General features: G+C 66.9%; 19 protein-coding genes. 12 read left to right on the forward strand and 7 right to left on the reverse strand.

Going from position 1 to position 26,912, the window contains the following annotated elements:
* Positions 1-91 precede the first annotated feature (91 nt).
* The 3 genes from AC4D6D_RS16900 (at position 92) to AC4D6D_RS16910 (ending at position 4,344) form a co-directional block, all read left to right on the forward strand.
* Positions 92-2,491 (forward strand): DUF3772 domain-containing protein, encoded by a 2,400-nt coding sequence (locus tag AC4D6D_RS16900; RefSeq protein WP_491328227.1) that lies wholly within the window; start codon positions 92-94, stop codon positions 2,489-2,491.
* A 52-nt stretch (positions 2,492-2,543) separates the two neighbouring features.
* The gene (locus tag AC4D6D_RS16905) at positions 2,544-2,750 is read left to right on the forward strand and encodes a hypothetical protein (RefSeq protein ID WP_491328228.1); all 207 of its coding nucleotides are present in this window, start codon (positions 2,544-2,546) and stop codon (positions 2,748-2,750) included.
* Positions 2,751-2,904: 154 nt separating this feature from the next.
* Positions 2,905-4,344, forward strand: coding sequence for an NAD-dependent succinate-semialdehyde dehydrogenase (locus tag AC4D6D_RS16910; RefSeq protein ID WP_491328229.1), 1,440 nt, complete (start codon positions 2,905-2,907; stop codon positions 4,342-4,344).
* A gap of 49 nt (positions 4,345-4,393) precedes the next feature.
* Here the strand turns inward: AC4D6D_RS16910 and AC4D6D_RS16915 are convergent, their stop codons facing one another.
* The 3 genes from AC4D6D_RS16915 to AC4D6D_RS16925 form a co-directional block, all read right to left on the reverse strand.
* Positions 4,394-5,182 carry a MipA/OmpV family protein gene (locus AC4D6D_RS16915; protein ID WP_491328230.1) on the reverse strand — a complete coding sequence of 263 codons (789 nt, stop codon included), beginning with the start codon at positions 5,180-5,182 and terminating at the stop codon, positions 4,394-4,396.
* A 183-nt stretch (positions 5,183-5,365) separates the two neighbouring features.
* A complete protein-coding gene (locus AC4D6D_RS16920) occupies positions 5,366-6,286 on the reverse strand; it encodes a M14 family metallopeptidase (RefSeq protein ID WP_491328231.1) in 921 nt (306 codons plus the stop codon).
* Between the two features lie 125 nt (positions 6,287-6,411).
* Positions 6,412-7,707 (reverse strand): N-succinylarginine dihydrolase, encoded by a 1,296-nt coding sequence (locus AC4D6D_RS16925; RefSeq protein ID WP_491328232.1) that lies wholly within the window; start codon positions 7,705-7,707, stop codon positions 6,412-6,414.
* A gap of 106 nt (positions 7,708-7,813) precedes the next feature.
* On the opposite strand from AC4D6D_RS16925, the gene AC4D6D_RS16930 reads away from it, so the two are divergent.
* Together AC4D6D_RS16930 and AC4D6D_RS16935 are read left to right on the forward strand one after the other, a co-directional pair.
* Positions 7,814-8,734, forward strand: a complete 921-nt coding sequence (locus AC4D6D_RS16930) for a LysR substrate-binding domain-containing protein (RefSeq protein WP_491328233.1) — start codon at positions 7,814-7,816, stop codon at positions 8,732-8,734.
* A 108-nt stretch (positions 8,735-8,842) separates the two neighbouring features.
* Positions 8,843-9,688, forward strand: coding sequence for a hypothetical protein (locus AC4D6D_RS16935; protein ID WP_491328234.1), 846 nt, complete (start codon positions 8,843-8,845; stop codon positions 9,686-9,688).
* Here AC4D6D_RS16935 and AC4D6D_RS16940 read toward each other — a convergent pair whose 3' ends face one another.
* Together AC4D6D_RS16940 and AC4D6D_RS16945 are read right to left on the reverse strand one after the other, a co-directional pair.
* A complete protein-coding gene (locus AC4D6D_RS16940; protein WP_491328235.1) occupies positions 9,689-11,209 on the reverse strand; it encodes a S10 family serine carboxypeptidase-like protein in 1,521 nt (506 codons plus the stop codon).
* 31 nt (positions 11,210-11,240) lie between these two features.
* Entirely contained in the window at positions 11,241-12,509 is a 1,269-nt protein-coding gene (locus AC4D6D_RS16945; RefSeq protein ID WP_491328236.1) for an aminotransferase class V-fold PLP-dependent enzyme, read from the reverse strand.
* A 168-nt stretch (positions 12,510-12,677) separates the two neighbouring features.
* Here AC4D6D_RS16945 and AC4D6D_RS16950 point away from each other — a divergent pair, with 168 nt between their 5' ends.
* The 5 genes from AC4D6D_RS16950 (at position 12,678) to AC4D6D_RS16970 (ending at position 21,370) form a co-directional block, all read left to right on the forward strand.
* Positions 12,678-14,141, forward strand: a complete 1,464-nt coding sequence (locus AC4D6D_RS16950; protein ID WP_491328237.1) for a S10 family serine carboxypeptidase-like protein — start codon at positions 12,678-12,680, stop codon at positions 14,139-14,141.
* 149 nt (positions 14,142-14,290) lie between these two features.
* Complete coding sequence (locus tag AC4D6D_RS16955) at positions 14,291-17,293, forward strand: TonB-dependent receptor domain-containing protein (RefSeq protein WP_491328238.1); 3,003 nt, start codon at positions 14,291-14,293, stop codon at positions 17,291-17,293.
* An 86-nt stretch (positions 17,294-17,379) separates the two neighbouring features.
* Complete coding sequence (locus tag AC4D6D_RS16960) at positions 17,380-18,549, forward strand: pyridoxal phosphate-dependent aminotransferase (RefSeq protein ID WP_491328239.1); 1,170 nt, start codon at positions 17,380-17,382, stop codon at positions 18,547-18,549.
* A complete protein-coding gene (locus tag AC4D6D_RS16965; RefSeq protein ID WP_491328240.1) occupies positions 18,546-20,078 on the forward strand; it encodes a S10 family serine carboxypeptidase-like protein in 1,533 nt (510 codons plus the stop codon). The genes AC4D6D_RS16960 and AC4D6D_RS16965 overlap by 4 nt, the downstream gene beginning before the upstream one ends.
* Positions 20,075-21,370, forward strand: coding sequence for an APC family permease (locus AC4D6D_RS16970; RefSeq protein WP_491328241.1), 1,296 nt, complete (start codon positions 20,075-20,077; stop codon positions 21,368-21,370). The genes AC4D6D_RS16965 and AC4D6D_RS16970 overlap by 4 nt, the downstream gene beginning before the upstream one ends.
* Positions 21,371-21,415: 45 nt before the next feature.
* Here the strand turns inward: AC4D6D_RS16970 and AC4D6D_RS16975 are convergent, their stop codons facing one another.
* On the reverse strand, positions 21,416-23,500 hold the full coding sequence (locus tag AC4D6D_RS16975) for an amidohydrolase family protein (protein WP_491328242.1): 2,085 nt from the start codon (positions 23,498-23,500) through the stop codon (positions 21,416-21,418).
* 2 nt (positions 23,501-23,502) lie between these two features.
* Positions 23,503-24,468, reverse strand: coding sequence for an ornithine cyclodeaminase family protein (locus tag AC4D6D_RS16980; protein WP_491328243.1), 966 nt, complete (start codon positions 24,466-24,468; stop codon positions 23,503-23,505).
* Positions 24,469-24,602: 134 nt separating this feature from the next.
* On the opposite strand from AC4D6D_RS16980, the gene AC4D6D_RS16985 reads away from it, so the two are divergent.
* Together AC4D6D_RS16985 and AC4D6D_RS16990 are read left to right on the forward strand one after the other, a co-directional pair.
* Positions 24,603-25,082: an Lrp/AsnC family transcriptional regulator gene (locus tag AC4D6D_RS16985; protein WP_491328244.1), complete on the forward strand. Its 480-nt coding sequence runs from the start codon at positions 24,603-24,605 to the stop codon at positions 25,080-25,082.
* Between the two features lie 92 nt (positions 25,083-25,174).
* On the forward strand, positions 25,175-26,881 hold the full coding sequence (locus AC4D6D_RS16990; RefSeq protein ID WP_491328245.1) for a M61 family metallopeptidase: 1,707 nt from the start codon (positions 25,175-25,177) through the stop codon (positions 26,879-26,881).
* The last annotated feature ends 31 nt before the right edge of the window (positions 26,882-26,912 follow it).

Here is a 26,912-nt window from a genome sequence, read left to right on the forward strand (position 1 = left end):
TGCGGGGCCTGCGCGACGCGTGAGTCTGGTGTTTGCCATGCACCCATGCTTTGGCGCAGGTTTCGCTGTTCGCCTTAGAGATACTTTGCAGATGCGCTTCCTTTTCCGTGCGATTCTCCTGCTTGTCGCCGCAGCGAGCCTGCCTGCCGCGGCGCAGGTCGCGCCGCCCGTCGATCCGGCAACCCAGATCGTGCAGGCCGAAACGGAACTGCGCACGATCGACCGGGGCCTCGACAACCAGCTTTCGTCCGACGAGAGGTCAGACCTCCGGGCCAGGGCTGTCGCGGCCCAACAGGCCGCGAAGTCGTCGGCAAGCCAGCTCGACGACCAGTTGGCGCTCGTCGACGCGCGCATCGCCGGCCTCGGCCCGGTCGCCGAAGGCGTCACCGAAGCCCCCGAAATCCAGCAGCAGCGCAAGCGCCTCGCCAGTGAGCGGGCGATAGTCGATGCCGCGATCAAGCGCGGCCGTCTCGCCGATGTCGAAGCGCAGCAGCTGATCGACGAAATGGATCGCAGCCAGACGGAGCAGCTCAACGAGACGCTGACCACCCGCATCGATTCCCCCCTCGCCCCGACCTTCTGGGGCGACCTGCTCGACGCCTTCCCCCGCGATTTGCGCAAGGTGGACCTGTTCCTGTCCCAGGGCGTCGACCAGATCGCCAGGCACGGGCGCGGCGGCCTGCCCTGGCAGGCACTGCTCGGCATGGTGCTCGCTTTCCTGCTGCTGTTCCCGCTGCGCCTGGCCGCGCGGAAGCTTGGGCAGCGCCATCTGATCGGCAGCGCACCGGGCCACCGCATCCGCCGCTCGGTCTTCGCACTTTGGCGGATCGTCGTCGGCACGATCGCACCGCTGCTCGCCGCCGTGACGCTCGTGCAGGGCTTTCGCTGGGCGGGCCTCTTCCCGGAGCGATGGAGCGACCTGACCGGCGGCTTCGTGGCGGCGACGGGCTTTGCCGCCTTCACCGCCTCGCTCACCGGCGCGCTGCTGATGCGCGGGCAGGCGTCCTGGCGCATCGTCCCGATCAGTGACGAGACCGCCGCGAAGATCCGCCCGCTGACCTGGATCCTGGCGGGAATCGCTTTCGCGAGCATTCTGGTCGAGTCCTTCAACAAGTCCGTCGATGTCAGCCGCGCCACGATCGGCGCCTGGCAGATGGTGGAAGCCCTGCTCCATCTGCTGTGGATCGGCGCCTTCCTGCTGGTGCTGGGCCGGATGCGCGCGGCGCGCGCCGCCCGCGAGGAGCAGGGCGACCAGCCGACCGGCGCGGGCCTGGCGATGGTGACGCTGGTGACATGGGCGCTGGTGATCCTCGCCCTGCTCGCCCTTGCGCTGGGTTACGTCAGTCTCAGCCTGTTCACCGCGCGCATCGTCATCTGGCTCGGCATGGTCGGCGGCGCGCTCTATCTGCTGCTGGGCACTGCCGACGATGCCGCGACCCTGCTGTTCAGCCGCGACAGCCGGCTCGGCGTGGCGCTGGTCCGCAGTGTCGGCCTGCGCGGCAGCCTGGTCGACCAGTTCGGCGTACTCGTTTCCGGCGTGCTGCGCCTCACGCTGGTGCTGCTGGCGCTCGCCCTGATGATGCAGCCCTTCGGCGGCGGCGAGGGTATCGGCAGCGTCTTCGGCCGTGTCGCCACGGCGGCGCAAGGCATCGACATCGGCGGGGTGGCGATTTCACCGGGCGCGATCCTGCGGGCCATCGTCGTGCTGACGATCGGCCTCGCTCTCGTCCGCGCTTTCATGAGCTGGCTGGAGAAGCGCTACCTGCCCGCCACCGACCTCGACGGATCGGCGCAGAACTCGGCCAGTCTGGTGGCGCGCTACGTCGGCATTGCGCTGGCGATCATCTGGGCACTGGCTTCGCTCGGCATCGGCGTGGAACGCATCGCCCTGCTGCTCTCCGCCCTTTCGGTCGGCATCGGCTTCGGCCTTCAGGCGATCACCCAGAACTTCGTTTCGGGACTCATCCTGCTGGCCGAACGCCCGATCAAGATCGGCGACTGGGTCCGCGTCGGCACCGACGAAGGCGACGTGAAGCGCATCAGCGTGCGGTCCACCGAAATCACCCTGGCCGACCATTCGACGCTGATCGTTCCCAATTCGGAACTCATCACCAAGTCAGTGCTGAACAAGACCCTTTCCAGCCCGCTCGGCCGCATCCAGATCCAGTTCTCGGTCACGCTGGGCACCGATATCGACACCGTGCTGGGCATTGTCCTCGGCACATTCGCCGGGGAGAGCGCGGTGATCGAAGCACCCGCGCCAGCCGCCTACATCGATTCCATCACCGACGGGCGGGTCTTCTTCAACTGCTTCGCCCATGTCGGCTCCCCGCGCGAGGTCTACCGCGCCCGCAGCCGGATCTTCATCGAACTGCTCAGGCGCTTTGCCAAGGCCGGGATCGATATCGGCACCGCCGCGCAGCGCCTCGAACTCGCACCGGGCGAGCACTTGTCCTTTACACCGCCGGAAGCCTCCGACCCCGCTGCCTGAGACGGAACCATCGGCCGCGTCGCGCGCTATTTTCGGCAAAGGAGATCACGATATGCTGGGCAAGATCATCGGCGGAATCGCGGGCAAGCGCATCGCAAAGCATGTATCCGGGGTGGACGAGACCGGTGGGGCGATAGCCGGGGTCGTGGCCGCGGCCGTGCTGCGCCGCTTCGGGCTGGCCGGGATCGCCGCGGCGGCGCTCGGCGGCTATGCCGCGAAGAAGATCGCCGAGAAGCGCCGGAGCGGGAAACCGTCCTGACGTTCTCGTTTGCATCGAGGAAGATGCAAAAAGAGCAAACCCTTGAACTCCAATCGCACGGTCCAATGATGGCCCATCCGGTTGCGGGCACGCCTGAGGCTCCCAATATGACCGGACCGACCGGTTCACCGGCTATGCGCAAAGGAGTTCTTGAATGGCCTATCCGGATACCCAGCTTTTCATAGGCGGCGAATGGCGCGATGCTGCCGATGGCAAGACGCTGCCGGTAGAGAACCCCGCCAACGGACAGGAAATCGGGCGCGTCGCCCATGCCGGTCGCGCCGACCTCGATGCTGCGCTGGAGGCCGTGGATCGCGGTTTCGAAATCTGGCGCGACTATACCCCCGCCCAGCGCAGCACGATCATGCGCAAGGCCGCCGCCCTGATGCGCGATCGCGCCGACGAGATCGCCCGCGTGATGACGCAGGAACAGGGCAAGCCGCTGATCGAGGCCAAGGGCGAGGCCATGGCCGCCGCCGACATCATCGACTGGTTCGCGGAGGAAGGCTTCCGTGTCTACGGCCGCCTGGTCCCGCATCGCAGCGACATCACAGTGCGCCAGATGGTCATCAAGGACCCGGTCGGCCCGGTCGCTGCCTTCACGCCGTGGAACTTCCCGATCAACCAGGTGGTCCGCAAGATCGGTGCCGGTCTCGCTGCCGGATGCTCGATGATCGTCAAGGCGCCCGAGGAAACCCCGGCCAGCCCCGCCGCCCTGATCCGCGCCTTCCAGGACGCAGGCATTCCCGAGGGCGTGCTGGGCCTCGTCTACGGCAATCCCGCCGAGATTTCCGAGTACCTGATCGCCAGCCCGGTGATCCGCAAGATCACCTTCACCGGCTCCACCCCGGTCGGCAAGCTGCTCGCCGCGCAGGCGGGCAAGTACATGAAGCGCGTGTCGATGGAACTCGGCGGCCATGCCCCGGTCATCGTCTGCGAGGATGCCGATATCGACCTCGCGGTGCGTAGCGCCGGTCGCGCCAAATTCCGCAATGCCGGTCAGGTCTGCATCTCGCCGACGCGCTTCCTCGTCCACAACAGCGTCAAGGAACAGTTCGCCGAAGCTCTGGCCGACCTGGCCAAGGGCGTCGTCGTGGGCGACGGTCTGGACGAGGGCACCCAGATGGGTCCGCTCGCCAACGACCGCCGCCTTGCCGCCATGGCCGAATTCCAGCAGGACGCCGTGGCGCGCGGCGCCCGCGTGCTCGCAGGCGGCGCGCGCATTGGCGAGGCGGGCAACTTCTGGCAGCCCACCGTGCTGGCCGACGTGCCGCTCGACGCCCGCCTGTTCAACGACGAGCCGTTCGGCCCGGTCGCAGGCATTCGCGGCTTCGACAAGCTGGAAGAGGCGATCGCCGAGGCCAACCGCCTCTCGTTCGGACTGGCGGGCTATGCCTTCACCCGCTCGCTGGCCAATGCCGACCTGCTGACCCGGCGCGTCGAAGTGGGCATGCTCTGGGTGAACACGCCCGCGGCCTCCACGGCGGAACTGCCCTTCGGCGGGATCAAGGATTCCGGCTACGGCACCGAAGGCGGCCCCGAAGCGCTGGACAACTACCTCAACACCCGCGCCGTCGTGATCGCGAACGTCTGACTGACCGGAGAGCCGCTCCGCAAGGGGCGGCTCTTCTTCCCTCCGCGCATCACCGGAACGTATATTCCAGCCCCACCGCGCCGCTCCACTGGTTGCGGTTGCCGACATCGGCAACGAGCGGCGATCGCGCATAGGCGCCGAGCAGCCGCTGATAGCCGCCGGTGACGAAGACTCCCACGCCGTGGAGCAGGTTGCCGGAAATCGAATGCACGGCCATCGTGCTTAGGTTCCAGTCCTTCCACCCGGCCCGGTCGGCCCCGTCGTAGGCAGGAAGCCCGCTCGCCAGACTGCCCGCATCGTCCACGTCGTAGTAATAGCGCCCGAACCCCCGTCCGACATAGTCCGCCGAAGCGGAGAACGAGACGAAGGCATGTTCGGACAACGGCGTGTCGTAATCGATCTCGGGGCTGGCGGCATAGCTGGAATGGGCGCCCGCCACGTCGTGCTGCCAGGACATGCTGAGGGAGAGCGTGTCGTAGGGACTGGTCAGGACGCCGGTACGCTGGACGCCGATCGAACCGCCCAGTTCCACCGCCTTGTCGAGCTTGCCCAGCGCGCGCACCGCCGGATTGCCGAAGGCCCCGGTCCGCTCCAGTCGCAGCGCCGCCAGAGGGCCGAGTTCCAGCTTCCAGCCGGGCTTGCCGGTGGACGGCACCGCGTCGACATAGATCGCCGTCCCCTGGGTATTGATGCTGATCCCGGAAACTTCCCCCTGGATCGCCGCCATCGGCACGATCCGGGAACTGTCGGACCCGACATAAGTCGGAGTGGACGCGATGCCCAGTCCCACTGAAACCCGGTCGCCGCCGATCTTCAGGTCGTCCGGTCGGCCGGACACGTCCTGCGCCGCGGCGGGCCGGGCGCAGAGCCCCGCCGCGGCGGCGCAGACCGCTAACGCATGAAATGCAGCAATCGCGGTTTTGCGCCGCAGCGGACGTCTGTACAGGATGACCATGGGTGCCGCTTTCGCAGGCCACGGCTTGCCCCTGCGTGGCGGCTCCATGAAATCACCGTAACGAACTCACGCCTGCGCCAGCGCGTGGTCCAGCGCCGCGCAGACCGCCGCGACTTGCGCCGCATTGCATTCCTCCGGCGTGGTGCGGGGGCTGTCGGGATAGACTTCGGTGGTCGTCGTGAAGCGCGCGCCGGTCACCGAAGCGCACATGGCATAGCGCGCCTGCGGATACTCGATCACCCCATGCGCGACCACCGGCGTGCCGATGATGTCGCCGTTGCCGTCCGGCGGGGCGATATGCGTGACCTTCGCCACCGCCGCGATGATCGCCTGCTGGAACTCCGGCTGCGGATTTTCGGCATCGTCGACGAGATAGAAACCGTCGGGCACCACGTCCGGCTCATAGACCTTGCCGTCGCGCGCGGCGAGCGCGGGACGGAACTCGCCTTCGTCGCTGTCGGTGGTCTCGTGCAGGTCGATATGGAGAAGGAACGGCCCCGGCTGCGCGGCGACGAGATCGATCAGCGCCGCCGCTTCACCGGCCTCGCTGCCCGCGCGGAAGCTACGGTTGGGATCGACGGCATCGTAGTTCCAGCGGTTGATCCGCTCGTAGCCCCAGGGACTGACGCAAGGCGCCACCAGCAGGTTGACCCTGCCCGCATAGTCGCCCCCACGCTTTTCGAGGAATTCCAGCGCGCCCATCACCCCGCTGGTCTCGTAGCCGTGCACGCCGCCGGTCACGAGCGCGGTCGGCAAGGCGGGATCGTAGGCAAGGCTGCGCAAGGCGAAAAGCGTATAACGCTCCCCCGCATAGTCGAGCGCGCCATAGGCGATCCGCTCATAGCGCTGCGCGAGGGCCTCGATGCGCGGCACCACGTCCTCGTCGTAGCGACGGCGGCGAATCTGACGCGCGCGCCATGCGTCGCGCTCCGCCTCGCCCCAGGGCTGGCCGGGCGTGCCGATCGGATAGAATGCAGTGTCGGTCATGGCGTTCTCGCTGGCAGGTTGCACGTCGGACGTCCCGCTTCCGGAATCGCCCGTGGACTTCCCTGTAGCGGAGAGAACGCCGCCGCGCAGGAGGCCCTGTCGCGTTCTGCCCGGCCGCGTTGCGCTCACAATTCTCCCGCCGCGAAGCCCAATGCGGACAACAGGGCCGCGCGCGCGCTGCGGCAGCGGTGCCAGAGGTCCGGCTCGCCGAGATCGTCCGGCGCGATGCTTTCCGGCCATTCGCGTTCGATCACCGCCTCGATCCGGTCGCAGACGCGTTCGTCGAGCAGGAAGCGCGAATCGATCGCGGCATGGGCCTCCTCGCTCACTGCGACGCGCAGGCGCAGGCAGGCCGGACCGCCGCCGTTGCGCATCGATTCCCGCACGTCGACGACTTCGAGACGGCGGATCGGATTGCCTTCCGCCGCCCGCACTTCCTCAAGCCAGTCCCACACGGCGGGTGCTTCGCGGGCTTCCTGCGGCAGGATCAGCGCCATCTCACCGCCCGCCAGCGTAACGAGCTGCGAATTGAATAGATAGGTCCGGATCGCCAGGTCGAGACCGATCCGCGCGGCCGGAGCCTCGACGATCACCGCGCCGGGCACGCGCTCGCGCACGGCGTCATATACGGCATCGCGGTCGGCAAAAGCCTGCTCGTGGGTGAAAAGGACGTTCTCATTGGCGACTGCCACCACGTCGTTGTGGAACGCCCCCGCCGCGATGGCGACCTCGCTCTGCCGCACCAGTTCGACCGCCGACAGCCCGTGGCGGCGGGCGACGGCGGCGCTGGCCGCGCGGTGCTGGCGGGCCGGGAAGGCAGCGCCGCCGCCTGCCGGTCGCTCGCCATAGACGAAGACCTCCAGCCCGCACCCGGCATGGCCGGTGCCCAGCCGCATGAAATTGGCCGCGCCCTCGTCGCCAAGACCGGCGGGAAGCGCCGGATGCACGGCGAAGAAACGCTCGTCCGCGAAAGCGAGGCGAAGCTGGCGCAAGGTCTGCGCGTGCTCGATGCTGCGGTGGAGCATCGTCGAAAGGTTGGCGACGCTGAAATGGCAGCGTCCGTCGGCCGTGCCCGGCGCGGGAGAGACCGTGGCGGCATTTGCCGTCCACATGGCCGAAGCCGAGAAGGCATTGCGCAGCAGCGCCGGTTCCCGGCTCCAGGCCTTGCGCAGCACGGCATCGTCATCGCCCGCAAAGCCCAGCTCTCGCAGCCAAGCGGTATCGGGCCGGGCATGAGGCAGCAACAGCCCCTGCGGCAGGCCGAGTGCCAGCATCCGCCGCATCTTGCCCACGCCCTGCAAGGCCGCCGTTCGCGGCGCCGAAACCGCGCCGGCATTGCTGGCGGAAGCGATATTGCCCAGCGACAGCCCGGCGTAGTTGTGGCTGGGGCCGACCAGCCCGTCGAAATTGATCTCGCGCATCGGTTCCGCCATTTCCTTCAAGGGCCTTCATGCAGATTTGGCATGATCGGAGATTTTCTTTCGCGTAAAAAGCCCAAAACCGCGCATGAGCTTGTGAGTTTTCGGAATGAAACATGACGACCGCCGCCGCCTGCCGCCGATGGCCATGCTGCACTGCTTCGAGGCGGCGGCCCGGCTCGGCTCCTTCTCGCGCGCGGCGCTGGCACTGGGCCTCACGCAAAGCGCGGTGAGCCGCCATGTCGCCAACCTCGAACAATGGCTCGGTGTCACCCTGTTCGACCGGAACGGCCGCCGGATCGCGCTGAATGCCGCAGGGCGACAGTTCGACGAGGACCTCACGCCCGCCCTCGACGCCATCCGGCGCGCGACCGGACGACTGATGGAGCCCCAGTCCGAACATGTCGTCGAACTGGCCGTCCTCCCCGGTTTCGGCATGCGCTGGCTGGCGCCGCGACTGCCCCGCCTCAGCCGCAAGCACCCCGAACTCGTGGTCAACATCACCGCCCGCGCCGACATCTTCGATTTCGCCCGCGAGCCGTTCCATGCCGCGATCCACGTCGGTGCCCCCGACTGGCCCGGCGCGCGGCACGACCTGCTGTTTCCCGAGAGCGTCGTTCCCGTCGTCTCCCCGACCCTTCGCGATCTTGAGGGGATTGCCGCGCCCGAGGACTTCCTGCGCATCCCCCTGTTCGTGCAGTCCCAGCGCCGCGATGCCTGGTCGCGGTGGTTCGCTACGTTCGGCAGGCCGGGACCGGAGATCGACGCCCTGCCCAGCATCGACCATTTCCTCATGCTGGCGCAGGCCGTGAAGGCGGGCGGCGGCGCTGCGCTGATCCCGAGTTTCCTGATCGAACCCGAACTGGAAAGCGGCGAACTCGTCATCCCGGTCGATGCGCCCCTGACCGAACAGCGCAGCTATTGGCTCGCCTGGCCCGAAGCACCGCGCCAGACCCAGGCACTGACATGCTTCCGCCACTGGCTGTCCCAGGAATGTCGATCGGATGAAGCACAGGAAATCAAGCAGTAGCAGAGATTTAATCGAATTTCCGATCGACAGGCTCCGGCATCATGGAACATATTCATCTACCCTTCGCTTCACGCGATTCGTGTAAATCCAGATCCCGGAGGCTCGACATTGGCGATTTCTCTCTTTGCTCTTGCCCTGTTGCAGGCCGGTGCAGGTGGCGTCGATCCGGGTATCGCCGTAACGCCGGACGCATCCTCGGAATTCGCGGAGCAATTCGTAAACCGTATCGAGCCTGTCTCGCAGCCCAATGACGAGCCGCTGGCCCGCTACACCGATCCCGTCTGCGTCGGCAGCGCCGGGCTTCCGGCGGATGCGGCGCAAGTCATCGTCGACCGGATCAGCGAGATCGCCGCATCGGTCGGCCTGCGCACCGGCGCACCCGGTTGCGCGCCGAACCTGATGGTGGTGTTCGACACCGACACCCCTGCCGCCGTGCAGCGACTGCACCAGAACCGATCGCGCGCGGTCGCCAGCCAGTCCCGCGCCGATATCCGGCGGATCGTCGGGGAAGCGGGTCAGGCCCGCGCCTGGACCGAAGTGGCGGTGAAAAGCCGCGACGGCGACCTGCAGAGCCAGGACACTCCGAACAACCCGCCGAGCCTCAGAGTCTCGACATCGACGCGGCTTTCGATGCCCATCCGGCGCGACATTCTCAGCGCGACGGTGCTGATCGAACGAGACGCCGTTGCGGATCGCAACCTGATGCAGATCGCCGACTACGCCGCAATGCGCGCGCTGACCGGCGCCCGCAGCCGCGCCGAACTGGGTGCAAGCTCGATCCTCTCGCTGTTCACGCCGCAAGGTGACAGCCGGGCGCCGGAAGGACTCACGGCGCTCGACCGGGGCTACCTCAAAGGACTCTACTCAGGCCGCGGCGATCTCTGGCCGATGACCAAGCGAGACTATATCGCCAGGTCCATCGTACGGGAAAAGCAGGCAGGCAGCCCGGACTAGTCAATTGCCGAGCGTCCCTGCCCAGACGCGCATGTCCGCCGCGAAACGGGCCAGTTCGCCCTCGTCCTCGAACACCGAGTGGCCCGCCGCGTAAGTCTTCGAGGTGCGGCGATCAAGCCCGATCCCGGCATGGTCCAGCGCGAACTGTCCGGCGGCGACCGGGGTGGTAATGTCGTAGATACCGCCCACCGTCATCAGCTTCATGCCCGGCTTGTCGGCCATGGCCTTGGCAAGGAACGGCGCGAAGCGAACGGTTCGGTAGACCTCGCCGCGTCCCCAGTCCCACTTGAAGTTGATGCCGAGATTGAGCGTGCGATAGGCACTCGGTAGCGCATAACCGAGATCCTTGCCGATGTAGTCGGCAATCAGATGGCCGGTTTCCGCACCCAGCGTCATCGAGGGATCGTCGAACGGCGGATGCATGTTCGATTCCGCAATGGCGCGGGTCGCGCGACCGTCAAGCTGGCCGGTGCGCAGCCCCTTGGCGGAAAGCAGGCCGAGCATGAAGGCCTGCCGGTCCAGTCGCAGACCGTCTTTTTCCAGTCCGGCGGCCGGAAGCCCGATCAGCTCCGACATTCTGGCAGCAACCCTCGCGCGCTCGGTCTCGGGCAGCGAGGCCCCGGCAATCAGCGCGCGGGCATAGTCGTTCCCGGCAAAGGCGCGCGCCTCTGCGAAGTGCTGGTCTACCGACTTGCCCTTGCGGTCGATCGCCTCGTGATACCAGGCGACGGCAGCCAGCGTCGGCAGCAGCGAGACGTCGGAGATCACCGGCCCGTCGTTGTCACCCAGCGAAAGTGAGAACAACGCCACGCCGTCGGGCAGCGGCAGCCCGGCCTTGCCCTCGGCATCGAGCATGGCCGCCGCTCGCGCGGTGCCGTAGCTCTCGCCCACCAGCGCGAACGGCGCATCGCCGCGGCCATTGGCCCGGCGCCAGCGCTGGACCACGTCCGCCACCGCCGCCGCGTCGCCCGAGACCGAGAACAGGCTGGCGGCATCGGCGCCCTTGACAGGCATCGACGCGCCCGTTCCCGGAGGATCGATGAACACCAGATCGGCAACGTCGAGCAGGCTGTGCGGATTGTTTTCCAGCCGCGCCGCGTCGCCCTTGCCGACGATGCGGCGTGGCCCGAAGGCATTCATGTGCAGCGGCGAGGACGAGGCTCCCGGACCGCCGTTGAAAAAGAACAGCACCGGCCGCCTCGCCCCCTTCCCCCCGTTCACGCCGCGCGCGACATAGGCGTAAGTGACCACCACCGCTGCCGTCCGGCCCTTGGCATCGGCGACTGGCGTTTCGGTGACGATCGCGTCATAGGCCAGCTTCCTGCCGCCGAAAGTGCCGGAATGACGTGTCGGCACGACCCGGTCGCTGGCGGCCTCGCGCTCCACCATCGGCTCCATGGCCTTGAGGAACACCGGCGGCATTGGCAGGCTGTCATCCTGCGCCATCAGCGGCGCCGAAGGCAGAAGGGCAGCGAGAGCGAGCAGGCTGGAACGCACGAAAACGGTCTTCTTGGCGGACATGGCGTCTGGTTCCGATCAGGAGGAAGTGGGCTCAGGATAACGTCGGCAGGGCAGCGATCAGGCGTTCGATGTCGTCCAGCGAATTGAACCACGAAGGACAGATCCGGAACCGGTTGCGGCTGAGCGTGATCGCCACGCCCGCGCGGTTCAGCGGCTCGGACAGCTTCCCGTGCGCGTCCGGCAGCACGCAGGTGAACAGCGGGCTGCGACTGTCGCGCGGCGTCACCACCTCGTAGCCTTTGGCAGGCAGCGCCTCGTGCAGGCGGCGCAACAGGGGCTGCCGGTGCGCCATGATCCGCCCCACGCCGAGTTCGAGCAGCTTCGCCAGCGACCAGTCGAGCTGCGCCATCACCGCGTGGGAATGGGTGCCCATGGCGAACAGGCCCTCGGCATCGGCGCGCGGCGTCATGTCGGCGATGGTCTCGCCGGGCTCGTCATAGGGATAGACATGCGGCTTGAAGCCATCGAGCTGATAATAGCCGAAACGCTTGCGCTTGAGGCGCGCCAGGCGGTCCGGGCGGACATAGAGGAAGCCCAGTCCGAAGTCGCCCATCAGCCACTTGTAGCTGGCGGTCGCGGCGAAATCGACGCCGCTTGCCTTGACGTCGATCGGCACGGTGCCCGCCGCATGGATGATGTCGGCATAGACCAGAGCGCCACGGGCATGGGCGATCTCGCAGATGCGCTTCAGGTCGTGCTCGAAACCGTTGTAGGTCGAAACCAGCGAGAGGCTGACCAGCCGCGTGTCGGGGCCGATCGCCTTCTCGTAGGCATCGGGATCGATGCGTCCCCCGGTCGGCCGGATCCAGCGCACGTCGACACCCTGCCTGGCGAGTTGGTCGTAGAGCCAGAACGAGCCGAAGAAATGCAGCGTGTCGGTGACGACACTGCCTTTCGCGGCAGGCAGGTCGAGCGCGTCGACGATCGACTGCTCACCGGCAGTGGTGCTCTGGACGAAGGCAAGGTCTTCAGGCGCGGCGTTGATCAGGCGCGCGAAAGCGGCCTTGATCCGCATCTCCGTATCGTGGCTCGACCATTCGCGCATTTCCGCACGCGACTGGAAATAGGCATCGACCGAAGCCTTGGCGGGCAGCGGCACCGGGTGCATCGTACCGGAATCGAGATAGACTTTCGCCATCGGCGCGAAATCGCCCGTCCGCGCGAGAGAAACGGCCGATGCGGGCGAAGCGGCGAGCGCCTCTCCCGTCATCGCAGGGACTAACGGCAGCAGCGCCGATCCGCGCAGCACGGCGCGTCGGCAAAAAGCGGACTCGGAAGTCGAATCGGATCGCTGGAGCATTTACGCATCCTAGGCAAAGACTTGCGCATAAGAATTGCGCATTTCGGCAAATTCGCCGCGATTTCTCCCGCCGCCCCGGTACGGAATGGAGCGCCGCCAGGTGTTCGCGCATAATCTTGCCTGTCCAACTCGACTAGAGTGCACCGAAGAAACCGCGAAAGGCCCGCCATGCCCACCAAACCTGTCCGCCTGCTGGGAACCGCGCTCACGCTTGCCGCGCTTGCAGCCTGCCCCCAGGCCCCTGCGCAGGCGGCGGAGAGATCGTGCCATGCCGATGAAGCAGGTGCTTCGGCCAAGCTCGGGCAACGGGACTATGCCGCCTGCGCGGGGACGATACCGATCAGCGACGGCCAGGGCGCAAAGCAGGCCGACCTTTTCTACACCGCCTACTTCGCAAAGACCGCGCGTCCAGAAGCCCGGCCTATCGCCTTCATCTGGAACGGCGGCCCCGGTGCCGATTCCCGCCTGCTCCAGTTCCATGCGCTCGGCCCGAAAACGCTGCGCGGAGCCGAGTTGGCGGACAATCCGAACAGTCCGCTGGCCGCCGCCGATCTGGTCTTTATCGACCCGGCCGGAACCGGCTTCAGCCGGGCGACTTCGCCGGAAGCGGCGAAGAGGCTCTATGCCACCCTCGCCGACAGCCATGCTACCGCCGCCTTCATCCTGACGTTCCTGCGGAATCGAGGGCGTCAGGGTTCGCCGGTCTATCTCGTCGGCGAAAGCTTCGGCACCTGGCGCGCGGCGAGCGTGGCGGAAATCCTGATCGACGAAGGCCAACCGGTCGCCGGGATCGCGCTGGTCTCGGGCGGCATCCCGATGGGCGAGGAGCGCGACCGCGCGCTGATGCGGGCACTGACCCTGCCCAATCGCACGGCCACCGCGCTTGCCCTCGGCAAACTCGATCCTGCCCTGTCGGCGAACCCGACCAGGACCCTCGCCGCGGCCGAGAAATGGGCGCGCGATGTCTGGTATCCTGCCCTCGCCCGCCCCGAAGCGCTCGACAATGGCGCCCGTGCGCAAGCCGTGGCCGGTCTCGCACGCTATACCGGCCTCGCACCGGCCGCGATCGACACGCAGACGCTCTGGGTCTCGCCCCGCGACTTTCGCACCAGACTGCTGGCATCCGAAGGCAAGACACTCGGCATCTTCGACATGCGCCGCACTGCGCCCGGTACCGCAAGTTCGACCGATGAAAAGGCCGGAGATGCCGCAATCCTCGCGTTCTACCGAAACACGCTGGGCTATCGCCAAGGCCGGTATGCCGGAATCGAGATCCCGGAACTGCCCGTAGGCAACGACTGGCAATACGATCAGTCTGCGATCACCAAGGAGTCCCTCGCACGCGCCATGGCAGGGGAAGGCCCGCCCAGCGCTTCACAGCCCTGGGTGCTGCGAGCGATGGAGAAGGCCCCGGCCATGCGGGTCATGGTCGCGACCGGCCTTTACGATTCCCTCAACGGCTGCGCCGCCAACCGGCAGGCCGCTGCCGATTTTCCGCAGGCGCTCGCGGTGCGGATCGCGGCGCACTGCTATCGCGGCGGGCACATGATGTACGAGGAACCGGCAGAGGCCGTGCAATTCACAAGAGACCTCTCAACCTTCTTCCGCAATGCACCGAAGATGCGGAAGTGAGGCTAAAAATTTCCCTCCATCTTCCTCTCATGAAATTTCAATTCAAACGAGCCTGTCGAGACATCCTACAACGCAACCTCCTCGCCGCCGCCTTGCGCTAAGTTCGCCTCCAGGGATTGAAAACGCGTAAAGCTATGAGGGGTAGTTCGATGATCCAGTCACGCATGGGGAGGGCCGGTCTACAGGCGCTTCTGGTTTCCACCGCCGCCACTGCGCTGCTCGCCGCGCCGGCCTTTGCGCAAGACCTTGCGGCAGGAGCCGAAGAGGCCGCCACGGACATCGTGGTCACCGGCTCGCGCATCCGCCGTGACGCATCGGACGAAACCGCCCCGCTCTCCGTGGTGGACAGCCAGACGATCGCGGATCGCGGCTATATCAGCGCCTCGGACGCGTTGAACCAGCTCACCTCGAACAGTCCGATGCTGAACCAGGCCGACGGCAGCGGCGAAGGCAGCGGCTCGGGCCAGCAGTTCCCCAACCTCTTCGGCCTCGGTGCCGGGCGCACGCTCACGCTGCTCAACGGCCGCCGCATGGTTACCAGCTCGTCGGGCCTCGGCGACGCGCAGGTCGATGCCAATATCATCCCGCTCGGCCTGCTGGAGCGTGTCGAGGTCGTCCAGGGCGGCGGCGCCGCCGTCTATGGCTCCGACGCGATTGCCGGCGTCGTCAACTACGTGCTGAAGGAAAGCTTCGACGGCCTCGAACTCGACGCCCAGAACGGCATCTCCTCGCGCGGGGACTACCGCACCTACAGCCTGCGCGGCACGGCGGGCAAGAACTTCGCCGACGGACGTGGCAATGTCGCCATCGACGTGAACTATGCCAGGTCGCCGTCGCTGATGTTCGCGGATCGCCCGCTTTCGGCACTCGGCCGCCTGACCGTGAGCAACCCCGCCGATACCGGGCCGAGCGACGGCATCCCCTCGGTCAAGGAACTGCTCGACGCGCACTTCTGGGAGTTCAACACCAACGGCGTGCTGTTCAACACGCCCGCGCCCTTCACGCGTTTCCTCACCCAGTCCAACGGCACCCCGCTACAGTTCGATTCCACCGGCAATGTCGTGCCTTACAACCCCGGCACCGATGTCGGCATTCCCTTCTCCAGCGGCGGTCAGGGCTTCTCCTACCGCGATCTCGCGGGCCTGCGCACCGGCGTCCAGCGCTTCACCGGCAACCTGATCGCGCACTACGATCTGACCGATGCGATCACCCTGCGCACCGAGCTTCTCTATGCCCATACCGAGGGCACCGAAATCCCGCAGGGCCAGAGCCGCACGATCCTGAACTACGGCACGTATGCGGGGCCGGTGATCTTCACGATCAACAATCCCTACCTGACCGACCAGGCCAAGGCGACGCTCTCGGCAGCCCGTCCGGCCTTCGCGGCCGGTGCGCCGCTGTTCCTGTCGAAGTACTTCAACGACCTGACGCCGGACAACCTCCAGCGCTACAAGACCGACACCTACCGCGCCCTGCTGGGCGTCGACGGCGAATTCTCGGCAGGCAGCCGCAACTTCTACTGGTCGGTCTCGGGCAGCTATGCCCGCGTCGACGGTTCGCAGCGCCGCTGGGAAGTGGACAACGCCAAGTACGCGAACGCCATCAACGCCGTGCTCTCGGGCGGCCAGATCGTCTGCGGCATCAATGCCGATGCCGACCTCGCCAATAACGACGCCGCCTGCGCACCGATCAATCCGTTCGGTGACGGCAATGTCTCCAGCGCCGCGCAGAAGTACGTGAGCGTCCGCGCCGGTCTCGACTATCGCAACGAACAGACAGACTTCCTCGCCACGCTCGGCGGCGACGTGGTCCATCTGCCCGGCGGCACCGTGAAGTTCAGCCTCGCCTACGAGCACCGCGACGAACAGGTGTCCTACACCCCGCTCGCGGCCAACCGGCAGGGCCTGTTCGGCGGCGGCACTCTGGAAGTCGCCCAGTCCGCCGGTTACAATACCGACGAGTTCTCCGGCGAGCTGCTGATCCCGCTGATCGACAGCGCGATGAATGTACCGATCGTGCGCATGCTGGAAGCAAGTGCGGCGGGCCGCCTCGTCGATAACTCGATTGCAGGCAAGGAAAAGGTCTGGGATCTCGGCCTGCGCTGGCAGCCGGCGGACGGCGTGACCCTGCGCGTCAGCCGCAGCCGCAACTTCCGCGCGCCGACACTGGCGATGCTGTTCGCCCCGACGACGACCTCGCTCGGCTCGGTCGGCTACGATCCCTGTGACGCGGACCGCATCAACAGCGGTTCCAACCCTTCCGTCCGCTACGCCAACTGCCTGGCCGCCTTCACCGCCAACGCGAACTACGGCGTGGAAGCGGACGGCACCAATGCGGGTCTCAGCCCCGCCGAACGCCTCGCCCGCTTCCAGGACCCGGCCGAGAACTTCGAGCGCGCCACGATCACCACGGGCGGCAACGCAAACCTGCGCAACGAGATCTCGGACACTTTCACTTACGGCATCGTCCTCCAGCCCAAATTCATCCCCGGCCTGACGATCAGTGCCGACCGTATCGAGATCGACCTCAAGGACGGCCTCTCGGCCTTCACCACCGAGGACTTCACCGCCGCCTGCTACGATAACACCGATCCCGACCCGGCGGTCTGCAATGCCTTCAGCCGCATTGCCGCCTCTGACGGTGTGAGCCCCGGCGGCACGATCCTCGCAGGGACGACGACCACCTTCAACGCGGGCGTGATCAAGTATCGCGGCGAAGTCTATGCCGTCGACTACAGCTTCGAGGCCGGGCGGGTCGGCGCCTTCCACCTCGGCGTGAACGCCACCCACAACACGCTGCTGACCACGTCTGTCACCGGCGAGAACTTCATCCGCACCGACAACACCTACCTCAAGCCGACCTGGGAAGGCCGCTTCAACCTCGACTGGACCAAAGGCCCCGTCCGCGTGAGCTACCAGGCCTACTACCTCGACAAGACCCGGGCGGCTTACGACGCCACGGTCGAAACCAACCCCAATCCCCTGCTCGACAGCAACCTGACCCATTCCATCTCGGCGCAAGTCGAGGCGGGCCGGATCACCTTGCGTGCCGGTATCGACAACTTCACCGACAAAGCACCTTCCTACCCGCAGATCGCCTATGGCGACATCCTCGGCCGCCGGTTCTGGATCGGCGCCAAGCTGAAGATGTGACGGGTTCCGGCGGCGTCGGGGAACATTCCCTTCCCGGCGCCGCCACCACCCCGGCGCACTCGGCACAATCCGGCAGATACGAGACAATGGCTTCCCGCCCAGACCACCACATTGCGAAGTCCTATGCCCAATGGGTAAGGCGCTCTATCCTCCGGAACAGCAATTCCCGCAGCCTTCTCGTCAGCCTGTTCGAAAGTTCGGTTCCCGAGCCGACGGACCTGCTGCGCGAAGTGCTTCTCGAAGGTTTTGCGAACGGGATTACCGCCCGCTACGCCAGCACTTTCGTGAAAGGCAATCCCTATCTCGTAGCCGCCCTGGCCTGCGACTACGGCGTGCGTGAGGAACAGGTCCTTACCACCACCGGCGCCACCGGCGCGCTTTCGCTGATCTACCGCGCGCTGCTGTCGCCGGGCGACCGGGTGCTGGTGGAGAACCCCAGCTTCGAACTCTTCGGCGGCCTGGCCGAGGCCAGCGGCATCGCAGTGGACACCTTCGAACGCCCCGCCCCGCGCTTCGCGATCGATCCCCTGGAAGTCGAGGCCCGGCTCCGTCCCGAAACGCGGATGATCGTGGTCTCTAACCTCCACAATCCTTCCGGCATGGCGGTGGACGACGCGGCGATCGTCGCCCTCGGCGAAATCGCCGACCGGCACGATCTGATCGTCGTCGTGGATGAAGTCTACGCGCCCTATGCCGGAACGGGGCTTCGCCCGGCCGCCTCGCTCGGCACCTCGCCGCGCCTCGTCTCGGTCAACAGCCTGACCAAGATCTTCGGTCTCAGCAGCTTGCGCTGCGGCTGGATCGTCGGTGACGAAAGCGTGGTCACGCCGGTACGCGAACTGGCGCAGGAAGTGGATTTCGCGATCTCCAACCTTGCCCACGCCGTATCCGCGCTGATCGTCGAGAATCCCACCCGCTTCCGGGACAACACATTCTCGGTTCTGGCGAAAACCCGGCCGATCATCGAATCCTATCATGCCTACTGGCTCGCCGAAGGGCTGGCCGAAGGCGCGCTGCCCGAAAGCGGCTGCATCGCCTTCCCCCGCCTCGTCGGGATCGGGGATAGCGAGCGGTTCTCCGGCTGGCTTTCCGACCGCTGCGGCGTACTGGTGGCGCCGGGGGAGTATTTCGGCGCGCCCGGACATATCCGCCTCGGCTTCGCCATGGAGCCGTCGCGCCTCGATTACGGCCTCCAGGCCCTGACCGACGGTCTCCTTACCTATCGGGAAAACCACAGGATGCCGGAAACGCCATGACTTTCACGACGCCGCAGCCCTTCGGTCGCAAACAGAAGTCTCCGCTGTACCTTCGGGTGCTGACGGGGATCGCGCTTGTCGCGGCGTCGACCGGACCCATTCCGACGCAAGCGGCCGAGCCGCCGGCCGAAGGGGTCCTCATCGATGCGCGGGTTTCGAAACCCGATCCCGCGCATCCTGTCCGCGCCGAGCTGGGGCTTGTCCCTGTCTCGGCCGGCGCGGACAGTTCCCCCGCCACGGCGGGCTACCTTTCCTATACCCGTAAGAATGCGCAGCCCGACCGGCCGGTGATCTTCGCCTTCAACGGCGGCCCCGGCGCCTCGGCCGCCTACCTCCACATGGGCCTGCTCGGCCCCGTGATGGCACATGTTCCGCAGGACCCTGCCGATACGCACGCCATGTCCAGCGGCACCCTCCCCGGCCCATCGAAGCTCTACGACCTGGCCGACGTGGTCTTCATCGACCCACCCGGCACCGGTTTCTCGAAGCGCCCCGAAGGCCCGGCTGCCGCGCCCTACAGCACGGTCGAGGGCGATGCGAATGCCGCGGCGGACCTCGTTCGGCAGTGGCTCGCCAGCCATGACCGGCAGGCCGCGCCGATCTACATTCTCGGCGAGAGCTACGGCACGATCCGCGCGGTCGCGATGCTCGATGCCCTGGACCGTCAGGGCCTTGCCGCGAAGGTGCGCGGTGTCGTCCTGCTCGGGCAGGCGCTCAACATGATCGAGACTTCGCAGCGACCCGACAATGTGGTGACTTACGCGGTGTCGCTGCCGACCCTGGCCGCGATCGCCTGCTACCACGGCATGGCCCCGGCCCCCTGCACCGCCGAAAGCGTGACCGAAGCGGCCGCACGCTTCGCCCGCGAGGACTACCTCCCGGCCCTCTATCGCGGCCGCGACCTGCCGCAGGCCGACCGCGAACGCCTTGCCGCGCGCCTTGCTGAACTGACCGGCATCCCGGCCACCTTCTATCTCGCGAACGACCTGCGCATCTCCAAGGAACGCTTCCGCGTCGAACTGCTGCGCGCGAAAGGCAAGGTCATGGGCCGCTACGACGCCCGCTACCTCGCCGACCGCCCCGCGAACGTCACGACGATGATGCCGGGCGATCCCTCTTCCTCGATCTCCGATGCCTTCGGCAAGGCGATGACCGACTATCTGGGCGGCACGCTCAAGGCCCCGGACGCCGATGCCTACAAAGTGATCGCCCGTTTCGACGGCGGCTGGAGCTACGGCAGCGAGGACTCGCCCTTTGCCGACTGGCCCTTCATGTCCGTGGTCGAGCGCCACGCGGCCGGCAACGCCTGCCTGCGGCTTTTCGTCGGCACCGGCATCTACGATACCACCACGACCATCGGCGCGGCCGACTATCTCTTCGCGCAGTCCAGCCTGCCGAAGGCGCGCTATCGCAACGCGCGTTACATCGGCGGCCATGTGTTCTACTCCGACGACGGCAGCCGCGCGCGGTTCCAGTCGGACCTCATCGATTTCATCAAGGCAGACGCCTGCCGGAGGGCAAGCAAGTGAGCGAAGCGGAACAAGGCCTGCGCAAGGGTATCGGTCTCTGGGGCGTCGTCTCGCTGGGCCTCGGCACGGCGGTCGGCGTCTCGATCTTCTCGGCCGTGTCCCCCGCCACCGCGCTCGCCGGACCGGGCATGCTGCTCTCGGTCGTGATCGCGGCGCTGCCGATGTATCTCATCGCCGTGAGCTACGCTTATCTGGGTTCGGCCGATCCCGTTTCCGGCGCCAGCTTCGTCTGGCCCTCGCGCTATCTCCACCCCACGCTGGGCTTCTTCATCGCCTGGATGCGCATCATCGCCAACATGGGCGCCATGGTCGTGCTGGCGCTGGTGCTGGTCCGCTACGTCTCGATGCTGGTGCCGCTGCCGGTCAAGCCGACGATGTTCGCGGTGCTGGTGCTGGCATTGCTCGCGAACCTCGTCGGCGTCCATGTCGCCACGCGCGCGCAGACGGTGATGGTCGGCGCGCTGATCCTGCTGTTCGGCCTTTTCGTGGTCTGGGGCGGTGTCACCGTGTCCGAACCGGCCCGGCTCGAACCGTTCCTGCCCAAGGGATTCCACGGCGCCCTTGCCGCCGCACCGCTGCTGATGGGCCTGTTCTTCGGCATCGAGGCGGCGACGGAAGCGGGCGGCGAAGTGGCGAACAGCCGCCGCAACATCCCGATCGGCATCGCGGTCGCCATCGGCTCGGCCACGGTACTCTATGTCGCCGTGGCCTTCGTGGCGCTGACCGTGCTCGGGCCCGACACGCTGGCGGGCAGCGAAGCCCCGATCCTCGAAACCGCCAGGCGCTTCATGGGGCCGCTCGCCGTGCCGGTAATCGTGATGGCCGCCGTGGCCGCGATCGGCACCAGCCTGAATTCCATCTTCACGATGTTCAGCCGCAGCCTCTTCGCCATGGCCGAAGCGGGCGTGCTGCCCAAGGCGATCGCCCGCGTCCACCCGCGCTCCCACGTCCCGCACATGGCGCTGTTCACCGTCTTCGGCATCGGCTGCGTCGGCCTGCTGATGCCGATGGAACTGACTTTCCTGTTCCTCGCGGTGAACATCCCCAATCTGGCGAAGTACGGCAGCATCTGCCTTTCCGCCGCCCGTGTGGCGCATGGCCACCCCGCGCTCCACGAGGGCGCGGGCTTCCGTCCGGCACGCGGCACGATGATGACGCTCGGCCTCGCCGGAGCGGTCTGCGCGCTGGCGCTCATCGTCATCGGCCTCGAAGCGGATTGGCGACCCTATGTCCTGCTGCTGGGCTGGGGCTGCCTGGGCGCGGTGTGGTACTTCGTCCGCCGGCGCGGATAAGGGAACGGGAGGCAGGTGGCGATGTGCCCCTGCCTCCCGTCCCGTTCAGAACGCGAAGTCCTCGTGCGCCTCCGCGCCGGATCCGCCCGTCAGCGCGACAGGCTTCGCCGCGACTTTCGGCAGGACGACCCTGGGCGCTTCGGCGAAAGGCTTCACGCCCACCTCGCTCCAGATTTCCGACGGGAAGTAGACCGTCCCGCCCTTCACCACCATGGCCATGCGGTGGATCGCCGAAAGGTCTTCCAGCGGGTTTCCATCCAGCAGTACGAAGTCCGCATACTTGCCCTTCTCGACCGAGCCGTAGGACTGATCGCGGTGCATGTACTGCTCCGGCCCGAGCGTGCCGATCTTGAGCACGTCGGCGACGGGTAGCCCTGCCTCGGCATAGATCTGCAACTCGCGGTGGACCGAAAGGCCCGTGGCATCGTCGGTCCCCGGCAGCAGCGTGATGCCGCGCCGGTGCATGTCGCGCAGCAGCGCCTTGATCGTCACGAAGGCGCCGTCGTAACCGACGGCATCCTCGGGCGTCTTGATCGGGGCGATGCCCTGGCGGCGATTGCGCTGCACGCCGACCGGCAGATGGTCGAAATAGCCGGCAACGGCGGGGCTGACCTTGCCGTCCCGGCTCATCATCAGCAGTTCCAGCGTCACAGCCGTGGGATCGAGCGCGATGTGCTTCGCCTGCATCGTGTCGAGCGTCGCGGCCACGCGCGGCGAGGCCAAGTCCAGCCCCGCCGTCCGCCGCATGGCGGTGAGACGCAGCGGCGTGCGGGTGTCTTCCTTGGGATCGAGCACCCAGCCCAGCATCAGCTGGTTGATGTGCGTCACTTCGTCATAGCCCGCCGCGATCATCGCATCGGCATTGGTGAAGGCCGGGATGTGCCCCGTCACCCCCATGCCGAGCCGCTTGGCCTCCCTGACGACGCTCGGCACCCATTCGGGGTTGAAGCTGTTGTAGATCTTCACCTGCCAGTAGCCGCGCGCGCCGTACCAGCGCACCGCGTCGAGCGCTTCCGCCTCGCTGCCGGCAATGAAACCGTTGCGCGAACTGTAGGGGCTGCGCCCTTCGAGGAAGCCGTTGCGCACGATGCGCGGCCCCGCCACTTCGCCCGCATCGATGCGGCGGGTCAGGTCGATCAGGAAGGCGTTCTCGTTGCCCATGTCGCGCACGCTGGTCACCCCCGAGGCGATGTAGAGCAGCGCGGACTGGAGCGAGACATGGGCATGCATGTCGTGCAATCCGGGAATGACCACCCGCCCCGCGCCTTCGACCGTGGCTTCGCCGGGCGAGGCAGGGCTGTCGAGCGGTTCGATCGAGGCGATCCTGTCGCCGAACACCACCACCGACACCGGATCGCCCAGCTTGCCGCTCGCCGGATCGAACACCCGCACGTTGCGGATACGGATCGGCGCATCGTACGTGTGCGCGACCTTCTTCTGGATCGCGGCGAAACGCTCTGCCGAACGGCTCGCGGCGATCTTCGCCAGTTCGCCGGCGTGGGATGCCAGATCCTCGCGCACGGTGGCGCTGGTCGGCGAATAGGCCGCGACCAGCGCGCCCTTGTCGTCGAGCAGGATCGCGCTCGGCGTCAGGCCGATCCCCTTGATCAGGAAGGCGCGGAAAGCGGTGCCACCCAGCGAAACCGGCGCTTCCTCTTCCAGCGAGAGCGCGCCGCCGGGCGCGGCGGGCAAGACGTGGTCGCTGTCGGCCAGCAGCGCGCGGGCATAGATGCCGAGCGAGAACGGGCTTCCTTCCTGCGCGACATAGAGCGTCGGCGCCTTGGCCTGCATCGCGCCCTTGCCGGTAGTTTCGATCCAGGCGAGACGCCTGCCTTTGGCCGTGAAGCGCTCGTCCACCTTGTTGCCAAACGTCGAAGTGCCCTGAAGCGTCCAGTTCGTCGGCAGGCCCTGCGCATCGAGCACGATCGTCTCGTGCATGGTCGGGCCCCGGCCATTGCTCTTGACGTCATGGTCGATCGAGACGGCATTGCCCTCGATCTCGGCATGGACGTGGCCGACGTTCTCGCCGTTGTCGATCACTGCGAAACGCTGGCTTTCGGCGTGGAGCGTGGCGGCGGAAAGGGCAAGCGCCGAGCAGGCGAGCCAGCGCAGGGCTGCGGTTCTTTTCATCGTCATGCGTTCCGGCTCTTGTACGTCTGGTAGATATGGGCGGCCGAGGCGAGGTCTTGCACGGCATGGCCGAGCGACTTGTAGGCGGTGATCTCCCCGGCGCTGCTGCGGCCGGGAATGCGGCCCAGCAGGACTTCGCCGATCTCGGCGACGATGTGCTCATCGCTCACGACGCCCGCCGCCCTGGCGACAAGGAACTCCGCCGCCGCGTCGAGAGCGGAAGCCTTGCTGTCGGCAATGAAGCGGGAGGCCAGGACCAGCGCGTTGTCCACCTCGACCGGCCCCGGACCGCTGGAGCCGACGATATTGACGTGCGTGCCGGGCCGCAACCATGCCCCAAGCAGGATCGGCTGGCGCGCGCCGGTGAGCGTGCAGATCACATCGGCCTCCCCCGCCGCCGCCCGGGGATCGGGCGCGACTTCGACCGGCAGACGGTCCTGCCAGATCTCGACCACCTCGCGCGCCTTGGCGGTATCACGTCCCCAGATCAGGATACGCTCGAAGCCGCGCACCAGCGGCAGCGCCTCGAGGTGGGAATGGACCTGCCCGCCGGTCCCCATGAGCAGCAGGACTTTCGCATCCTCGCGGGCCAGCGCATCGGTCGCGACAGCGGTGGCCGCAGCGGTCCGGATATGCGTGATCTCCTCGGCATCGGCCACGCAGACCGGGCGCCCCTCGGCAGGCTCGAACAGGGTCACGATACCGCGATGGCGGCGGACGCCGGGATTGTCGCGCTCGGCAAAAACGCTGATGAGCTTGGCGCCGAACATGCCCTCGTCGGACAGGGCGCCGGGCATCTGGGCGAAAGTCCGCCCTTCGCCCATGTGGATCATCGTGCGTAGCAACTGCCGCGTCTCGCCCCGCGACAGCGCCTTCATCGCCTCGCGCACGACCGCGATGCAGGAAGGATAGTCGAGCAGCGCCCGCACGTCCTCCGCATCGAAAACCGCCAGTTCGCTCCGTTTCATATGCTGACCCGCCCCGGTTATGACATCGAGCATCGGTGATAGCGCCGCGCCGGGAAATATCTTCCGCCTTTATTGCGCTGGATCGGCTTTTGATGGCATGTTCAAACCAACAAACCATAACAGGGAGCATAATCTTGCCCGCCGAACTGGACCGGCTCGACATGAAAATCCTCGATCGCCTCCAGATCGATGCCTCGGAATCCTCCAGCGAGATCGCCGACCGGGTCGGCCTGTCGCAGTCGCCCTGCTGGCGGCGCATGCAACGGCTGAAGGAAGAAGGATATGTGCGCCACACCGTGGCCGTCCTCGACCGGGAGAAGTTCGGCGAGAGCATGTTCATCTTCGCGCAGCTCAAGATGTCCCGCCTCTCCGACGACGACCGGGACCGCTTCGTCCGCGCGGTGGAAGCGACGCCGGAAATCCTGGAGGCCTATACGCTGTTCGGCGAAATGGATGTGATGCTCAAGGTTCTCGCCCCCAACATCGCCTGGTATCAGAATTTCACCTTCCGCACGCTGCTGCGCCTGCCGGGCGTGGAGGACGTGCGCTCCACCGCGACCCTGTCCGAGCTGAAGTGCACCCATCGACTGCCGCTGCCTTCGCTGCCGTCCTGATCCACATCGGTGCGCATATTTCATGCAAGCCGGCTGGGCGGCGCCACGGTCTTTGCACATTTCCGTTCGGCGCCGTCTGTTAGCCTCTCGCCATGACACCGCATCGCACCGCCCTGCTCGCCGCGCTCCTGGTTTCCGCTTCGTTCACCGCCGCGCGCGCCGCCGACGCGCCCGATATCGCGATATCGCTTGCGCCGGTAGCCGATGCCAAAGGCGCCCTTACCCGGCTGGACGTCGCCGTCCGCTTCGAGGCACCTCCGAAAGGCGAGGCCCTGGCCGCGATCGCGATAACCGCGAACACCGTCGAGACGTCGGCCAGGAGCATGAACGCGCTGACTTTCTCCGACGCGAAGGGAATTCTGCCCGTGGAATCCCACGAGGCGGCAAGGGATGGCGACAATCTGGAGCGGACATGGAAGCCGCTCCGCCCGGTCGAAGGCCCGGTGACCGTGGCCTACCGCGTGTCGATCGACCCCGCGCAGCCGGGACTGGCCAAGCCGCAGTACGAACTGCGCGCCAGCGATGGCGGACTGTCCGGCGCGGGCAATGCCTTCCTCGTCCTTCCCGCCGACCAATTGCCGCGCGACCTATCCGTCCATTGGGATCTCTCCCGCGCCGGGAAGGATGCGCGCGGCGTTTCCAGCATCGGCGCCGGGAACAGCCGCAGCAGCCGTCCCCTGCGAGCCGACCAGATCAGCGGCAGCTACTATATGGCCGGTCAGGTCGGCACTTATGCCAAGGGCACCTTCTTCGGCACCTGGCAGGGCCGCTTCGGCTTCGATGGGCCGGAACTGATGGACTGGGCGGCCCGCCTCCAGAACTTCTACGGCACTTTCTTCGCCCAGCGCCCGGCCAGCTTCGGCGTCTTCGCGCGGACCAACCATGTCAATCCCGGCAGCGGCATCGGCCTGACCGACAGCTTCGCGTTCACTTTCACCGACAAAACCCCGATCGCCGACCTCGAAAGCCTTCTCGCCCACGAGATGGTCCACGCCTGGATCAACTCGCTGAGCGATTCGATGGACGCACCGGGCGGCCTTGGCCTTTCCTGGTTCGGTGAAGGACTGGCCGTCCACTACCAGCGCCTGCTGCCCTGGCGCGCCGGGCTGATCTCGCAGCAGGCCTTTCTCGACGACCTCAATTCGACGGCCGGACGCTATTATACCAATGCCCTGATCGCCACGCCGAACGACAGGATTGCCGAGGGATTCTGGAAGGACACCCGCGTCCGCGTGCTGCCTTATGACCGGGGATCGCTCTATTTCGCCTCGGTGGACGCAGAGATCCGCACGGCGTCGCAGGGCAAACGCTCGCTCGACGATCTCGTCCGCCATATGCTGGCAGAGCGCCGCGCCGGCCATCCGATGGATCTGGCGCTCTGGAAGAAGCTGCTCGGTGCGGAACTCGGCGCCAAGGGGCTTGCCGATTTCGACGCGATGCTCGCCGGAGGCACTGTCCTGCCGCCTTCCGACGCCTTCGGTCCCTGCTTCAAGCGCGTGACGAAGCCCCTGAAGCGCTTCGATCTCGGATTCGATCCGCTGATCCTCGTCAGCCCGGATCGCGTGGTGAAGGGGCTGAAGCCCGGCTCCGCCGCCGAAGCGGCCGGACTGCGCGACGGCGACCGCATTCTCAACCGCTTCCCGCAAGACGCCCTGCAAGGCGAACAGGGCGCCGCGCTGACGCTCGACATCGATCGCGGCGGCGAGAAACGGAGCCTGACCTACAAGCCCCGCGGAGAGACGGTCGATGCCTATCAGTGGCAGATGTCGGTTGCGGATCAAGCCTGCCCGCGCCGGTAGAAACGGCGGTATCGATACGCCTTGCGGCCTG

The organism is Novosphingobium sp. BF6 (assembly GCF_058273105.1).

Excerpts from the sequence above, each read along its gene's own strand:
- AC4D6D_RS16900 (WP_491328227.1), top strand. The coding sequence starts at position 92 with ATGCGCTTCCTTTTCCGTGCGATTCTCCTGCTTGTCGCCGCAGCGAGC.
- AC4D6D_RS16905 (WP_491328228.1), top strand. The coding sequence starts at position 2,544 with ATGCTGGGCAAGATCATCGGCGGAATCGCGGGCAAGCGCATCGCAAAG.
- AC4D6D_RS16910 (WP_491328229.1), top strand. The coding sequence starts at position 2,905 with ATGGCCTATCCGGATACCCAGCTTTTCATAGGCGGCGAATGGCGCGAT.
- AC4D6D_RS16920 (WP_491328231.1), bottom strand. The coding sequence starts at position 6,286 with ATGACCGACACTGCATTCTATCCGATCGGCACGCCCGGCCAGCCCTGG.
- AC4D6D_RS16925 (WP_491328232.1), bottom strand. The coding sequence starts at position 7,707 with ATGCGCGAGATCAATTTCGACGGGCTGGTCGGCCCCAGCCACAACTAC.
- AC4D6D_RS16930 (WP_491328233.1), top strand. The coding sequence starts at position 7,814 with ATGAAACATGACGACCGCCGCCGCCTGCCGCCGATGGCCATGCTGCAC.
- AC4D6D_RS16940 (WP_491328235.1), bottom strand. The coding sequence starts at position 11,209 with ATGTCCGCCAAGAAGACCGTTTTCGTGCGTTCCAGCCTGCTCGCTCTC.
- AC4D6D_RS16945 (WP_491328236.1), bottom strand. The coding sequence starts at position 12,509 with ATGCTCCAGCGATCCGATTCGACTTCCGAGTCCGCTTTTTGCCGACGC.
- AC4D6D_RS16950 (WP_491328237.1), top strand. The coding sequence starts at position 12,678 with ATGCCCACCAAACCTGTCCGCCTGCTGGGAACCGCGCTCACGCTTGCC.
- AC4D6D_RS16955 (WP_491328238.1), top strand. The coding sequence starts at position 14,291 with ATGATCCAGTCACGCATGGGGAGGGCCGGTCTACAGGCGCTTCTGGTT.
- AC4D6D_RS16960 (WP_491328239.1), top strand. The coding sequence starts at position 17,380 with ATGGCTTCCCGCCCAGACCACCACATTGCGAAGTCCTATGCCCAATGG.
- AC4D6D_RS16965 (WP_491328240.1), top strand. The coding sequence starts at position 18,546 with ATGACTTTCACGACGCCGCAGCCCTTCGGTCGCAAACAGAAGTCTCCG.
- AC4D6D_RS16975 (WP_491328242.1), bottom strand. The coding sequence starts at position 23,500 with ATGAAAAGAACCGCAGCCCTGCGCTGGCTCGCCTGCTCGGCGCTTGCC.
- AC4D6D_RS16980 (WP_491328243.1), bottom strand. The coding sequence starts at position 24,468 with ATGAAACGGAGCGAACTGGCGGTTTTCGATGCGGAGGACGTGCGGGCG.
- AC4D6D_RS16990 (WP_491328245.1), top strand. The coding sequence starts at position 25,175 with ATGACACCGCATCGCACCGCCCTGCTCGCCGCGCTCCTGGTTTCCGCT.